Consider the following 13,756-nt stretch of genomic DNA (forward strand, 5'->3'; position numbering starts at 1 on the left):
ATTGAAAATGGAAAAAATAGAATTTATGATCCAAATCCATGAAACGGGCATTCCATATTCGTCCGTCTCGTGACGGATGACAGTGGGCGGAGGAGGCCTGCCGGAACGAGATGGCGAAAGGGGCGGGCAGCTTTGTCCGATATCGCTCCAAACATGTGAGGCAGGCCGCCGCAACAGGCGGCCCGAAGGAGGAACCTTTTGAAAAAACTTGATCTTATCACGATCGGGCGCTCGTCTGTCGACCTGTATGGTTCGCAGGTCGGCGGCCGTCTGGAGGACATGGCCTCCTTTGCCAAATATATTGGCGGCTCCCCCACCAACATCGCAGCCGGCGCTGCCCGGCTAGGCCTCAACAGCGCCGTCATCACCCGCGTTGGCGATGAGCATATGGGCCGCTTCATCCGTGAGCAGCTGGTTCGCGAAGGCGTCGACGTGCGCGGCGTGAAAACCGATCCGGAGCGGCTGACCGCGCTGGTGTTGCTCGGCATTCGTGACCAGAACCAGTTCCCGCTGATTTTCTATCGCGAAAACTGTGCGGACATGGCGCTGAGCGAAGACGATATCGACCCCGCCTTCATTGCTGAAGCTGGCTGCGTCTGCGCCACCGGCACACATCTGTCCCATCCCAATACCGAAGCGGCCGTGCTGAAAGCGCTGAAACTCGCCCGCGAAAATGGCGCAAAGACCGCGCTCGATATCGACTACCGGCCCAATCTCTGGGGTGTTGCCGGCCATGGCGATGGCGAAAGCCGCTTCGTCGAATCGCAGAAGGTCACCACCAAGCTGCAATCCACCCTGCATCTTTTCGATCTGATCGTCGGAACCGAGGAAGAATTCCACATCGCCGGCGGCTCCACCGATACGCTCGCTGCGCTGAACGCCGTGCGCAAAGTTTCGAACGCGACGCTGGTGTGCAAGCGCGGGCCGATGGGTGCTTCGGTCTTCACCGGCGACATTCCCGCAAGCCTCGATGATGGCGAGACGGGCGAAGGTTTTCCGATCGAAGTCTTCAATGTTCTGGGCGCCGGCGATGGTTTCATGGCCGGGCTGTTCCGCGGCTGGCTGCGCGGCGAAGACTGGCCGACGACGCTGAAATACGCCAATGCCTGCGGCGCTTTCGCCGTCTCCCGCCACGGCTGTACGCCTGCCTATCCGAGCTGGGAAGAGCTGCAATATTTCTTCAAGGCCGGCATTCGCAACAAGGCGCTGCGCAAGGACGAGGCGCTGGAACAGGTGCACTGGTCCACCAACCGCAAGGGCGAATGGGACACGATGCGCGTCTTCGCCTTTGACCACCGCATGCAGCTTGAGGCCATTGCCGACGAGCTTGGCGTGAAACACGAAAAGATCGGCGCTTTCAAGAAGCTCTGCCTTGAGGCGGCGCAGACGGTTGCGGGCGACAGGCCGGGTTACGGTATTCTCTGCGACGGACGCCTCGGACGCGACGCGCTTTTTGCCGCCAGCGGCTCGGGCCTGTGGATCGGCCGCCCGGTGGAATGGCCGGGCTCGCGCCCGCTGACGCTGGAACCGGAACTCGGCAAGGATTTCGGCGGGCTTTCCGAATGGCCGCTTGAAAATGTCGTTAAGGTTCTGTGCTTCTATCACCCTGACGATACGGATGAGATGCGCGCCGCGCAGGAGGAAACGGTTAGCCGCCTGTTCCAGGCCACGCGCCGCAACCGGCTGGAAATGTTGCTGGAGGTTATTCCCTCCAAGGTCGGCCCGACCGACGATCTCACCGCCGCCCGCATCGTCGAGCGTTTCTATGAAATCGGGGTTTATCCCGACTGGTGGAAGCTGGAGCCGATGAAGACCCGTGCCGCGTGGAAGAACGCCTGCGACGCCGTGCATCGCAACGATCCTTATGTGCGCGGCATCGTCGTTCTCGGTCTCGACGCGCCACAAAGCGAACTGGAGGAAAGCTTCCGCCTTGCCGCCGACTTCGATCTGGTCAAAGGTTTCGCCGTCGGCCGCACGATTTTCGTAGACGCCGCACGGGCCTGGCTCGCCGGCAAGATCACCGATCAGGAAGCGGTCAGGGACATGGCGCAGCGCTATACCAGCCTGTGCCGCATATGGGATGAGGCGCGCGCCAAAAAGGGAGAGGCAGCGTGAAGACAATCAGAATGACGGCTGCGCAGGCCATGGTTCGTTACCTGGCAGCGCAGATGAATGAACACGGCGAAACCTATATCGCCGGCATGTGGGCGATTTTCGGCCATGGCAACGTCGCCGGCATCGGCGAGGCGCTTTATGGCATCCGCGACGAACTGCCGACCTATCGTGGCCAGAACGAGCAGTCCATGGCCCATGCGGCCATTGCCTATTCGAAGCAGCTGCGCCGCCGCCGGGCCATGGCAGTCACCTCCTCCATCGGCCCCGGTGCGGCCAATATGGTGACGGCGGCAGCGCTCGCGCATGTCAACCGCCTGCCGGTTCTGCTGATCCCCGGCGATGTCTTCGCCAATCGCGGCCCGGACCCCGTGCTGCAGCAGCTCGAAGATTTTGGCGATGGCACCATGACGGTCAATGACTGCTTCCGCCCGGTCAGCCGTTATTTCGACCGCATCATGCGCCCGGAGCAATTGCTGACCGCCCTTCCCCGCGCCATGCGCACCATGACAGACCCGGCAGATTGCGGCCCCGTCACGCTCGCCTTCTGCCAGGATGTACAGGCGGAAGCCTATGATTACCCCGAAAGTTTCTTCGAAAAGCGCGTCTGGCGCCAGCGCCGTCCTGAGCCGGATGTCGTGGAATTCGAAGAGGCGGTTGCCGCGCTGAAGGCTGCTAAGAACCCCGTTATAGTTGCCGGCGGCGGCGTGCATTTTGCAGGCGCAACGGAAACACTGAAGCGTTTTGCCGAAACCCATTCCATCCCCGTCGTCGAAACGCAGGCCGGAAAATCGGCGCTCGCCTGGGATCACGATCTCAATTTCGGTCCGGTCGGCGTCACCGGTGCCGAAAGCGCCAATATCGTCAGCGAAAAGGCCGATCTCGTCTTCGGTGTCGGCACCCGTTTTCAGGATTTCACCACCGGTTCCTGGGCGCTGTTCAAGAACCCCAGCCGCAAGATCCTTGCGCTGAACGTGCAGCACTATGACAGCACCAAACACGATGCGATCAGCCTGACGGCGGATGCAAAAATCGGCCTCGAAAAGCTCTCGGCCGCACTCGGCAGCCATCGCTTCGCGGCACCGGATGCGGGCCTCAAGGCGGCATGGTTCGAAAAGGCCGATGCGGACACGGCAGCCCCCGGCCCTGATGAGACAAACAACCTGCCCACCGACATGCAGGTCATCGGCGCGGTACAGCGCCAGTCGCGTGACAATACCGTCGTCATGTGCGCCGCAGGCACCATGCCGGGCGAGCTTCACCAGCTGTGGAAATCCAAGCTGCCGCTCTCCTATCACATGGAATACGGCTTCTCCTGCATGGGTTATGAAGTGGCCGGCGGCCTCGGCATCAAGATGGCGGAACCGGACCGCGACGTGATCGTCATGGTCGGCGATGGCTCCTACATGATGATGAATTCCGAGCTTGCGACATCGGTCGCCATGGGCGTGAAGATCACGCTCGTCATCACCGACAACAGGGGTTACGGCTGCATCAACCGCCTGCAGATGGAAACCGGCGGCGCGGAGTTCAACAACCTCTACGCCCATACCAACGTCAACCCGATCGCCATTGATTTCGTGGCCCATGCCGGCTCGATGGGCGCGGATGCACGCAAGGTTTCCACCATATCCGAACTCGAAGAGGCGCTTGCTGCCGCCCGTGCCTCCAGCCGCACGACTGTCATCGTCATCGATACCGACCCTTACCCGACGCCGCAGGCCGGTGGTCACTGGTGGGATGTCGCGGTGCCTGAAGTTTCCGAGCGCGGCGAAATTGCCGGCGCGCGCGCCCGTTATGAAAACCATCTCAAGGAAAGACAGTAAGATGATCCGTTACGGCACCAACCCCATCGCCTGGTCCAACGACGACGACCGCACGCTGGGCGCCCATATCAGCCTCGAACAGTGCCTGGATGAAACCGCCAAGATCGGCTTCGACGGCATCGAGAAGGGCCATAAATTCCCGACCGATCCGGAAGGCCTGAAAGGCGTGCTTTCGCCGCGTGGCCTCTCCTTCGTCTCCGGCTGGCATTCGCTGAACCTTTTGACCGATGACATCGAATCCGAAAAGAAGGCCATGCAGCCGGCGCTTGATCTCCTGAAGGCCATGGGCTCGAAAGTCATCATCGTCTGCGAAACCTCCAACGCCATCCATGGCGCAGACGACACGGCGCTGGTCGACCGTCCGCGCCTGAAGGCCGAGGACTGGGCGTCGTTCGGCGCAGGCGTCGAAGCGCTGGCAGCTTATGCGGCCGAACAGGGCATCACCCTCGTTTATCATCACCACATGGGCACGGTGGTCGAGAGCGAAGACGAGATCGACCTTCTGATGAAGCACACCGGGCCGAAGACGCATCTGCTGCTCGATACCGGTCATTGCCTGTTCGGCGGCGGCGATCCCGTGCGCGTCGCGCAGAAATATATGGGCCGCGTCGGCCATATCCATGCCAAGAACGTGCGTCCCGCCATTGCCGATCAGGTTCGCAATGACCGGCTCTCCTTCCTCGAAGGCGTTCGCCGCGGCGTGTTCACCGTTCCCGGCGACAGCGAAGGCGGCGTGAACTTCCCGCCGGTTCTGAAAGTGGCGGCCGAGCATGGTTACAGCGGCTGGCTGGTGATCGAGGCCGAGCAGGATCCTGACGTGCGCAACCCCTTCGAATATCAGAGCCTCGGGCTGAAATCGCTGAAGGCTTTTGCCCGCGAAGCGGGGCTGGACAAGGCCGAGGCTGCCTGAGCTGAGCCGATAGCGGGCGGCATATCCCGCCCGTCATGCCGGCTTGAGCCGTTATCCAGCCAGCCCAAGTCTTTGGGCTGAAAAGATACTCCCCGCCGCGCAGACGCGCGTCGGCTGGACCCCGGCACAAGGCCGGGGTGACGAGACCGCACGAACCGACGAACGACTGACCAAAAAAGGAACAACACCATGACCTCACTTCTGCGCAAGCCGGTCGCGACCAGCGGCAAGGTGCACGATATCACGCCCCAAAGCGCGGATTGGGGTTATGTCGGTTTCGGCCTTTACCGCCTGAAGCCGGGCGAGACGGCTGCGGAAAATACCGGCGATACTGAAGTTATCCTCGTGCTGGTCGAAGGCAAGGCGACGATTTCCGCGGGGGATAAGGATTTCGGTGAACTCGGTGACCGCATGAATGTGTTCGAGCGCAAGCCGCCGCATTGCGTTTATGTTCCGGCCGGCTCCGAATGGTCGCTGACCGCCACGACCGATTGCACCGTCGGCGTCTGCACCGCACCCGGCGAAAAAGGCAGCCGCGAGGCGCAGCAGATCGGCCCGAACGGCGTGCAACTGACGGAACGCGGCAAGGGCGCCAATACGCGTTACATCTTCCCCATCGCCATGGAAGAGCGCGATGTCGCCGACAGCCTGCTGGTAACTGAGGTATTCACGCCTTCGGGCAACTGGTCGTCCTATCCGCCGCACCGGCATGATGAGGATAACTACCCCGACATGACCTATCTGGAAGAGACCTATTATCATCGCCTCAACCCGGCGCAGGGTTTCGGCTTCCAGCGCGTCTTCACCGAAGATGGCTCGCTTGATGAGACCATGGCGGTGTCGGACGGCGATGTCGTGCTGGTGCCCAAGGGTCATCACCCCTGTGGCGCACCCTACGGCTATGAGATGTATTATCTGAACGTGATGGCGGGGCCGATGCGCAAATGGCGCTTCAAGAACCATCCCGATCACGACTGGATTTTCAAGCGCGACAATCCCTGACAGGTATATTTCACTTTAAAAATTTGGGAGGAGAGACCATGACCGCTCTTGGCGTGGGACTTATTGGCACGGGTTATATGGGCAAATGCCACGCGCTTGCGTGGAACAATGTCACAAGCGTTTTCGGCGACGTGGAACGTCCCCGGCTTGTCACGCTCGCGGAGGTAAACCCCGAGCTTGCGGCAAAGAAGGCGGCGGAGTTCGGTTTTGCCCGCTCGACAGGCAACTGGCGCGATCTGCTTGCCGATCCCGAGATTGACGTGATCTCCGTCACCACGCCGAATGCTTTCCACCCGGAAATGGCCATTGCCGCCCTTGAGGCCGGCAAACATGTCTGGTGTGAAAAGCCGATGGCGCCCGCCTTTACCGACGCGGTGAAGATGCGCGATGCGGCCCGCCGGTCCGCCAAGGCAGCCGCCATGGGCTACAATTACATCCAGAACCCTGTCATCCGCCATATGCGCCGCCTGACCGACGAAGGCGCGATTGGCAAAGTTTATCACGTCCGGGCCGAAATGGACGAAGACTTCATGGCGGATGCGACCCAGCCCTTCTACTGGAAGAGCGAGGCCTCTTCCGGCTATGGCGCGCTGGATGATTTCGCCGTGCACCCGCTGTCGCTGCTCTACGCCCTGTTCGGCCACGCCGAAAGCGCCATCACCGACATGGTGAAACCCTATGAAAGACGACCGCTCGCCGGTGGCGGCGACCGCGCAGTCGAAACACACGATCTTGCCAGCGTTCTGCTAAAGCTTGAAGGTGGCATTTCCGCCGTGCTCATCGCCAACCGCTCCGCCTGGGGCCGCAAAGGCCGCATCGCCATCCAGATTTACGGCTCCACCGGTTCGATCCTTTTCGATCAGGAGCGGATGAACGAGTTCCAGCTCTACACCACGGACGGACGCCCGGAAGAGCAGGGTTTCAGAACCATTCTCGCCGCACCCCACCACAAGCCCTATGACCGCTTCATCCCCGCCCCCGGCCACGGCCTAGGCTTCAATGATCTGAAGGTGATTGAATGCCACGAATTGATCGCGGCAATCGAGGGGAAAAAGGCCCATATCATCGATTTCGAGGAAGGGCTGAAGATCGAGCGCAGCATTCACGCCATGGCCCGGTCGTTTGCCGAAGGGCGGTGGGTCGCGACTGGGGAGATTGTGGAATAGGGATGGGTATGAGGTGAGCGCCGAGTTCCGCCTCTTTCGTCATGCTCGGGCCTGTCCCGAGCATCTGCAACCGATCGATTTAACGCGACGTGGTTGAATCCTCGGGACGAGCCCGAGGATGACGCAGGAAAGGTATCAGCTTTTCACTGGCGTTTCCGGCACCGGCGTCAGCACCTTGCCGTCCTTGAACCAGCCGAGAATATTATCGGCCACCAGATCGGCCATGGCGTTACGCGTCGGGACCGAGGCGGAGGCAACGTGCGGCAGCAGGGAAACATTCGGCAGCGACAGGAAGGCTTCCGGCACCTTCGGTTCGGCGTAGAAGACATCAAGACCTGCGGCCCCAACAGCACCGCTCCGCAACGCCTCCAACAGCGCATCCTCATCGACGCTGGAGCCACGACCGACATTGATGAACACACCCTGCGGCCCGAGCGCCGAGAGGATTTCGGCGTTGATCGCCTTATGTGTTTCCGGCGTTCCGGGCACGATGCAGATCAGGATATCGACGGCCTCAGCCATCTCCTTCAGCGAGCCGTAATAGGTGTAGGAAAGGCCATCCCGCTGGCTGCGGGTGTGGTATCCGATTTCCACTTTGAAGGGCTCCAGCCGCTTGGCGATTTCCTGGCCGATGCGGCCCATGCCGAAGAGACCAACCTTGCGGCCACGCAGCGAAAACGGCGAAAGCGCAAAAGGTCCTTCGCCGACCCATTTGCCGTCGCGCAGCCAGGTCTCGGCCTGATAAAGACGGCGCACGGTGTTGATCAACAGCGCAATCGTCGTATCCGCAACCTCGTCGTTCAGCACGTCAGGTGTATTGGTCACCACGATGCCGCGCGTGGCAGCATGTTTGGCATCGACGCCGTCATAACCCACGCCGAAATTGGCGATGATCTCGAGCTTCGGCAGCGCATCGATCCATTTGGCGTTGACGACGCCGGAAACGGCGATGGCATTGATGCGCTCAGCCGCACCATCAGGCAGAACCGGCTCTGCACCGGCAGGCACTGCCACGATCTCGACCTTGCCTTCGAGGCGTTCGAGAACGCGCGGGTTTATCTTGCCGGGAACGAGAACGACAGCCTTTTTGTCAGACATGAGCGGATATTCCTCCTGATAACATTCCAATATGCCGGAGTGGGTTGCAGGCGAACCGCTCGCCATACCACTCCTCTGGGCGGCGATCCTTTCAAACAAAGACGGCCGTGAAAAGGGCAATAAGGGGATGCTATGGGGGCAGACGGAAGTTTCATGCCGATTTTTTTGACGTATTCCTCACCGTCATGCCGGACTGATTCATCGCTGCCGGGTGTGAATTTCTAAATAGAATACACATGAAGGCATTGAGCGCAATGGATACGGCTTCTCGCAACGTCACCCTTGGGCTTGTCCCAAGGGTCTAATCACATCCACAAAATCAATAGGTTGCAGATCCTCGGGACAGGCCCGAGGATGACGTCGGCGCGGTGGCATGGATCACGCCTCCCTGAAAAAACGTCTTTCCATCGCAGACACACGGCGGCCGAATTTCGGGCCGGGTCGGAATGACGAAGGGACGCGACGCTAAGACCGCTGCGTGCCATCAGGTCAGGCTCACACCCGCGGCCGCACCGGCCCGGTCGATTGCCTGATGCGCATTTCCGGCTTGATGAGATGAATGCCATCAGGTTCGTGGCTACCGGCCAGCCGGTCCAGCAGCGCGCGGGCCGCAAGACGCCCGACCTCGGCCTGCCCGTTGGAAACGGTCGTCAGCGCTGGCGTGGCGATGGCGGCTTCCTCAAGGTCGTCGTAGCCGGTGACGGAAATATCCACACCCGGCACCAGACCGGCGCGCGAAATGCCGTTCATCAGGCCAATGGCGACCAGATCGTTCCAGCAGACGGCGGCGGTCGGCTTCTGCGGCAGCGACAGGAAATGCACGGCGGCCTCGAAACCGCCCTGCTTGGAGCGGGGGCCGGGAATGCGCAGGTTCGGATCAACCTCGATGCCCGCCTTGCGCAGCGCATTGACGTAACCCTGATACCGGTCGCGGCCGGTCGATGTCTGGTCGGTACCACCAACCATGGCGATGGTGCGGTGGCCAAGGCTGATCAGATGGTTGGTGGCCAGCGAAATGCCGTAGCTGTCGTCACCGCGATAGGTCGGCATATCGACGCCGTCCATCGAACGGGCCACCAGAATGGCGGGCATGCCGTTCTCCTCGGCCAGCGTCATATCCTCGATCGGCGTGCCGATGGCGGGCGACATGATGATGCCATCCGAACCGAGCTGCAGCAGCGTTTCGATGAAGGTGCGCTGTTTTTCAACCGAATCATAGTGGTTGGAAAGAATGAAGGTCTGGCGGCTGCGGTCCAGCTCGCTTTCGATGGCTTTGAGAATTTCGCCGTAAAACGGGTTCATCACATCGTGAAACACCACGCCGACAATGCCGGAGCGCGAGGTGCGCAGGCTGGCGGCGCGGCGGTTGTAGATATAACCCAGCGCCCGCGCCTGTTCCTTGATCTTGTCGCGCGTATCGGAGGCAACCAGCGGACTGTCACGCAATGCAAGGGAAATGGTAGCGGTCGAAAGACCAAGACTCTCGGCAATCGTGGACAGTTTGATCTTTTGAGCCACAGCATTCCTCCCAAACGCATGTCAGCGACGGATGTCCCTGTTTAAATTGCAATTAAACAATTTAAACAAAATCCGCAACCCGTTTAAGAGATACCCACAAAACAGAGTTTTATTTTTAAAAATTTCAACAAATTATTGAAGATTGGTATCGATTACCTTGAGAAGTTTAACCACAGTGCGCACATCCTTGGCTGAAAGCCCCTCTATGGCCCTTGCGCCGCAATCGGCTATCGAGACATTGATGTGTTCGACGCTTTGCAGGCCGGCTTCCGTCAGCTTTACCAGCGTCACCCGGCCATCCTCGTCATCACCGCTACGTTCCACGAAACCCTGGGCTTCCATGCGGCCGATGGTGCGCGTCATGGTGGGCGCCTTGACGCCGAGCTTCTGGGCGATCTGTCCCGGCGTGAGGCTGCCTTCCTGCGCCAAAGCCAGAATAACACCGTCCTGCCCGGCATAAAGACCGCTTTCGGCAAGGCTGTGGCTCAGCGCGGTGCGCATGGAGCGGGCGGCCTGGGTAATGGATTGCGCCAGTTCCTCCGGGTTGAAATTCTCATCCCTTTTTTTGGCGTCCTTTACTTTCTTGCTGCCCTTCTCCTTCTTGGCGCCCTTGTCCTTGTTCCCAGTTTTATCCTTGCTCATATGCGAGTGCCTTTTACCCTGTGGCGGAACCGATATATGTTGCTGGAAATCCTTACCGAATGCACGCGCGGACTGCCAGATGCCAAACACATACACGCATTATCACGACGAAAACGTAACAGACCCTCATCTTCGCGCAACCGGTGCAATTTCCGTGTTGCCGCTGGGCGCACATGAACAGCATGGTCCGCACCTGCCGTTCGAGACCGATACGCTGATTGCTGACGGCATCGTCGTCCGTCTTGCCGCCGCCCTGCCCGGCCATCTGCCAATCTCGTTCCTGCCGGTGGAACCCGTCGGATATTCCATCGAACACATGGATGTGCCGGGCACGAAGACACTACGTTACGACGAGGCCATCGAACGTTGGCTCGGCATTGCGAAGACGGAATATGAAAAAGGTGTGCGTAAATTCGTGATGCTGAATGCCCATGGCGGCAATTCGCCGCTGATGACCATCGTCGCCACCGAGGCCCGCGCCCGCTTCGGCATACTGGCGGTCGCCACCAGCTGGACCCGCTTCGGCGTGCCGGCGGATGTGGTGAGGCCGGAAGACAAGGCGATCGACATCCATGGCGGCGATATCGAAACCTCCGTCATGCTGGCGCTCTGCCCGGAACGGGTGGCGATGGACAAGGTTGCCGACTTCCCCTCGCGTCAAAGCGATTTCGCCAGCCGTTTCAAACATCTGCGCGCCTATGGCCCGCACGCTTTCGGCTGGCTGATGAGCGATCTCAACGCTCACGGCGTTGCCGGAAATGCCGCCGCTGCCACGGCGCAAAAGGGTGAAAGGCTGATCTCGCACGCCGTCAGCGGCCTTGTCGAACTGCTTGAAGATGTCCACGCTTTTGACATAACGTTATTTCATAACAAAATTTGAGCCACTTGGCCGGTTTAGGCCAAAATCTCTTTGAACTGCCCGGATGTCGCGCCTATATGGACGACAACACTTCTTCCTTGGGGCCTCTAAGGGCCTTGTCTCCACGCGGGGTTTTCCATGACCGAAACAGCACCAGCCAAGCCCATTCCAGTCACCGTCCTGACGGGATATCTCGGCGCCGGTAAAACGACGCTCCTCAACCGCATTCTCTCCGAGAACCACGGCAAGAAATACGCTGTCATCGTCAATGAATTCGGCGAGATCGGCATCGATAATGATCTGATCGTCGAATCCGACGAAGAAATCTACGAAATGAACAATGGCTGCGTATGCTGCACGGTGCGCGGCGACCTGATCCGCGTGGTCGAAGGCCTGATGCGCCGTCCCGGCCGCTTCGACGGCATCATCGTCGAGACGACCGGTCTTGCCGATCCCGTTCCCGTCGCCCAGACCTTCTTCATGGATGATGACGTGCGCGCCAAGACCGAGCTGGACGCCGTCATTGCGCTTGTTGATGCCAAGCACCTGCCGCTGCGCCTCAAGGATAGCCGCGAGGCCGAAGACCAGATCGCCTTTGCCGATGTCGTCATCGTCAACAAGACCGATCTCGTCACGCCGGAAGAACTGGCCCGCGTCGAGGACGTCGTTCGCGCCATCAATCCTTCCGCCCGCATCTACAAGGCCACCCGCTCGGGCGTCGATCTCGCCCGCGTTCTCGATCAGGGCGCGTTCAATCTGGAACGGGCGCTTGAAAACGATCCGCATTTCCTTGAACACGGCCATGAAGACCACGCCTGCGGTCCTGATTGCGACCACCACCATCATGACCATGATCATGGGCACGACCATGACCACCATCATCACGATCATGATCACGCGCATCATGACCATGGCCACGATCACCACCACCATGGCGCGGTTTCGCCGATCCATGATGTGACGGTGCAATCCGTGTCGCTGCGCGGCGGTGAGATGAATGCGGAACGTTTCTTCCCGTGGATCCAGAAAGTGACGCAGACCGACGGCCCGAACATTCTGCGCCTCAAGGGCATCATCGCCTTCAAGGGCGATGCGGAACGTTACGTGGTGCAGGGCGTGCACATGATCATCGAAGGTGATCACCAGCGCCCATGGAAAGAAGGCGAAAAGCGCGAAAGCCGCCTCGTCTTCATCGGCCGCGAACTCGACCGCGAAAAGCTGGAAAAGAGCTTCAACGCCTGCCTCGCGACGGCTTGAGGTTTTTGAAGGACGCACCGAGACGCTCTTTTGTGTTCCCGGTGCCCTTCCCCACACTCGACGTCATCCTCGGGCTTGACCCGAGGACCCATTGCCGCCAGCATGTGGATGGCCGGGTCAAACCCGACCATGACGCGACGGGTTGAAACCGCACCAACGGGTCTTCCCGGCCTGGTCAGCGACCGAAATCCACCAAACGAAAAACACATAGACGAAAGACCGATGCCCCATGCCGACTGTTGCCCCGCTTGATATCGAAGGCCACGTGGTCTCGACCCATTTTCTCGGCGACATTCCGCTGTTTGCCACCGCCGCCGGCACCATTCACCGGCTGGATGGCGGCGAGAAGGTGACGCAGGCGCATGACGGGCTTCTGACCTGCATTCGCGATCCCTACAGCGCCACGCTGCTTTCCGGCGGCGAGGATGGGCGCGTGCTGCGCATCGGCCACGACGGCAGCATCAGCGAGCTGGCGAACGTGCCGCGCAAATGGATCGGCGTCGTCGCCGGCGGGCCGCAGAAGGCGGTCGCTTATGGCGTCGGCAAGTCCAGCTTCGTGCGCCTGTCGGACGGCACGGTCAAGGAATTCAAGGAAGAGCGCACGGTGGAGGCCATCGCCTTTGCGCCCAAGGGCCTGCGCATTGCGGTGGCGCGTTATAACGGCGTGACGCTGCATTGGGTGGCGAGCGCCGGCGATCCGGTCGATCTGGAATGGAAGGGCGCTCATACCGGCGTCATTTTCTCGCCTGATGGCAAGTTCCTTGTCACCACCATGCAGGAAAACGCCCTGCATGGCTGGAAGATGGAGGCCACGAAAGGCGGCATGGAAGCCCGCCACATGCGCATGACGGGGTATCCCGCCAAGGTCAAATCCATTTCCTGGTCGGCAAAGGGCAAATGGCTTGCATCTTCCGGCGCACCGGCTGCCATCGTCTGGCCATTTGCCGGCAAGGACGGCCCGATGGGCAAGGCGCCGGAAGAACTCGGTAGCCGCGCCAACATCATGGTCACCCATGTCGCCTTCCACCCGGTGGAAGACGTGCTGGCCATCGGCTTCATCGACGGCATGATCCTCGGCGTGCGTCTGGCAGATGGCAAGGAAGCTCTGCTGCGCCGCCCCGGCAAGGGTGCGATCACAGCCATGGACTGGAGCGCCACCGGCAAACTGCTCGCCTTTGCCTCAGAGGCGGGTGATTGCGGTATCATCGACATTTCAGCGTAAGGGCGGACGGAGCCGTATCCGTCAACGCGGCCTTGAGCCGGGGTCCTGGGGATAAAGTCCTTGATCGCGAAAGAGACACTTCGCACGGCGCAGACGCGCCATGGCTGGATGTAGGCTCAAGGCCGACATGACGGAGGAGAGGTT

At 60.4% G+C, this 13,756-nt stretch carries 11 protein-coding genes; 8 read left to right on the top strand and 3 right to left on the bottom strand.

Annotated features, from left to right (window positions below; genetic code table 11):
• The first annotated feature begins 198 nt into the window (after positions 1 to 198).
• From FCH38_RS21850 to FCH38_RS21870, 5 genes are all read left to right on the top strand, one after another.
• Complete coding sequence (locus FCH38_RS21850; RefSeq protein WP_174375147.1) at positions 199 to 2,115, top strand: bifunctional 5-dehydro-2-deoxygluconokinase/5-dehydro-2-deoxyphosphogluconate aldolase; 1,917 nt, start codon at positions 199 to 201, stop codon at positions 2,113 to 2,115.
• Entirely contained in the window at positions 2,112 to 3,938 is a 1,827-nt protein-coding gene (gene iolD, locus FCH38_RS21855) for a 3D-(3,5/4)-trihydroxycyclohexane-1,2-dione acylhydrolase (decyclizing) (RefSeq protein WP_174375148.1), read from the top strand. Before FCH38_RS21850 ends, iolD begins: the two co-directional genes overlap by 4 nt.
• Before the next feature lies 1 nt (position 3,939).
• Entirely contained in the window at positions 3,940 to 4,848 is a 909-nt protein-coding gene (gene iolE / locus FCH38_RS21860) for a myo-inosose-2 dehydratase (protein ID WP_149901558.1), read from the top strand.
• Positions 4,849 to 5,037: 189 nt separating this feature from the next.
• Positions 5,038 to 5,850 carry a 5-deoxy-glucuronate isomerase gene (iolB, locus tag FCH38_RS21865; protein ID WP_153516861.1) on the top strand — a complete coding sequence of 271 codons (813 nt, stop codon included), beginning with the start codon at positions 5,038 to 5,040 and terminating at the stop codon, positions 5,848 to 5,850.
• A gap of 38 nt (positions 5,851 to 5,888) precedes the next feature.
• On the top strand, positions 5,889 to 7,016 hold the full coding sequence (locus FCH38_RS21870; protein ID WP_174375149.1) for a Gfo/Idh/MocA family protein: 1,128 nt from the start codon (positions 5,889 to 5,891) through the stop codon (positions 7,014 to 7,016).
• A gap of 135 nt (positions 7,017 to 7,151) precedes the next feature.
• Here the strand turns inward: FCH38_RS21870 and FCH38_RS21875 are convergent, their stop codons facing one another.
• The 3 genes from FCH38_RS21875 to FCH38_RS21885 all read right to left on the bottom strand — a co-directional run bounded on the left by FCH38_RS21875 (position 7,152) and on the right by FCH38_RS21885 (position 10,274).
• Complete coding sequence (locus tag FCH38_RS21875; protein WP_174375150.1) at positions 7,152 to 8,114, bottom strand: 2-hydroxyacid dehydrogenase; 963 nt, start codon at positions 8,112 to 8,114, stop codon at positions 7,152 to 7,154.
• A 495-nt stretch (positions 8,115 to 8,609) separates the two neighbouring features.
• A complete protein-coding gene (locus FCH38_RS21880; RefSeq protein ID WP_080793893.1) occupies positions 8,610 to 9,632 on the bottom strand; it encodes a LacI family DNA-binding transcriptional regulator in 1,023 nt (340 codons plus the stop codon).
• Positions 9,633 to 9,764: 132 nt separating this feature from the next.
• A complete protein-coding gene (locus FCH38_RS21885; protein WP_149901562.1) occupies positions 9,765 to 10,274 on the bottom strand; it encodes a MarR family winged helix-turn-helix transcriptional regulator in 510 nt (169 codons plus the stop codon).
• A gap of 79 nt (positions 10,275 to 10,353) precedes the next feature.
• Here FCH38_RS21885 and FCH38_RS21890 point away from each other — a divergent pair, with 79 nt between their 5' ends.
• From FCH38_RS21890 to FCH38_RS21900, 3 genes are all read left to right on the top strand, one after another.
• Positions 10,354 to 11,154: a creatininase family protein gene (locus tag FCH38_RS21890; RefSeq protein WP_174375151.1), complete on the top strand. Its 801-nt coding sequence runs from the start codon at positions 10,354 to 10,356 to the stop codon at positions 11,152 to 11,154.
• 117 nt (positions 11,155 to 11,271) lie between these two features.
• Entirely contained in the window at positions 11,272 to 12,390 is a 1,119-nt protein-coding gene (locus FCH38_RS21895) for a CobW family GTP-binding protein (RefSeq protein ID WP_153516865.1), read from the top strand.
• Between the two features lie 229 nt (positions 12,391 to 12,619).
• Positions 12,620 to 13,612, top strand: coding sequence for a WD40 repeat domain-containing protein (locus FCH38_RS21900; protein ID WP_149901565.1), 993 nt, complete (start codon positions 12,620 to 12,622; stop codon positions 13,610 to 13,612).
• Positions 13,613 to 13,756: the final 144 nt, after the last annotated feature.

Source organism: Agrobacterium tumefaciens (assembly GCF_013337285.1).
In the GTDB taxonomy this organism is placed as follows: domain Bacteria; phylum Pseudomonadota; class Alphaproteobacteria; order Rhizobiales; family Rhizobiaceae; genus Agrobacterium; species Agrobacterium burrii.

What these genes read in the sequence shown, in the direction of transcription:
- iolE (WP_149901558.1), top strand. Translation starts at nt 3,940, where the DNA reads ATGATCCGTTACGGCACCAACCCCATCGCCTGGTCCAACGACGACGAC.
- iolB (WP_153516861.1), top strand. Translation starts at nt 5,038, where the DNA reads ATGACCTCACTTCTGCGCAAGCCGGTCGCGACCAGCGGCAAGGTGCAC.
- FCH38_RS21870 (WP_174375149.1), top strand. Translation starts at nt 5,889, where the DNA reads ATGACCGCTCTTGGCGTGGGACTTATTGGCACGGGTTATATGGGCAAA.
- FCH38_RS21875 (WP_174375150.1), bottom strand. Translation starts at nt 8,114, where the DNA reads ATGTCTGACAAAAAGGCTGTCGTTCTCGTTCCCGGCAAGATAAACCCG.
- FCH38_RS21885 (WP_149901562.1), bottom strand. Translation starts at nt 10,274, where the DNA reads ATGAGCAAGGATAAAACTGGGAACAAGGACAAGGGCGCCAAGAAGGAG.
- FCH38_RS21890 (WP_174375151.1), top strand. Translation starts at nt 10,354, where the DNA reads ATGCCAAACACATACACGCATTATCACGACGAAAACGTAACAGACCCT.
- FCH38_RS21895 (WP_153516865.1), top strand. Translation starts at nt 11,272, where the DNA reads ATGACCGAAACAGCACCAGCCAAGCCCATTCCAGTCACCGTCCTGACG.
- FCH38_RS21900 (WP_149901565.1), top strand. Translation starts at nt 12,620, where the DNA reads ATGCCGACTGTTGCCCCGCTTGATATCGAAGGCCACGTGGTCTCGACC.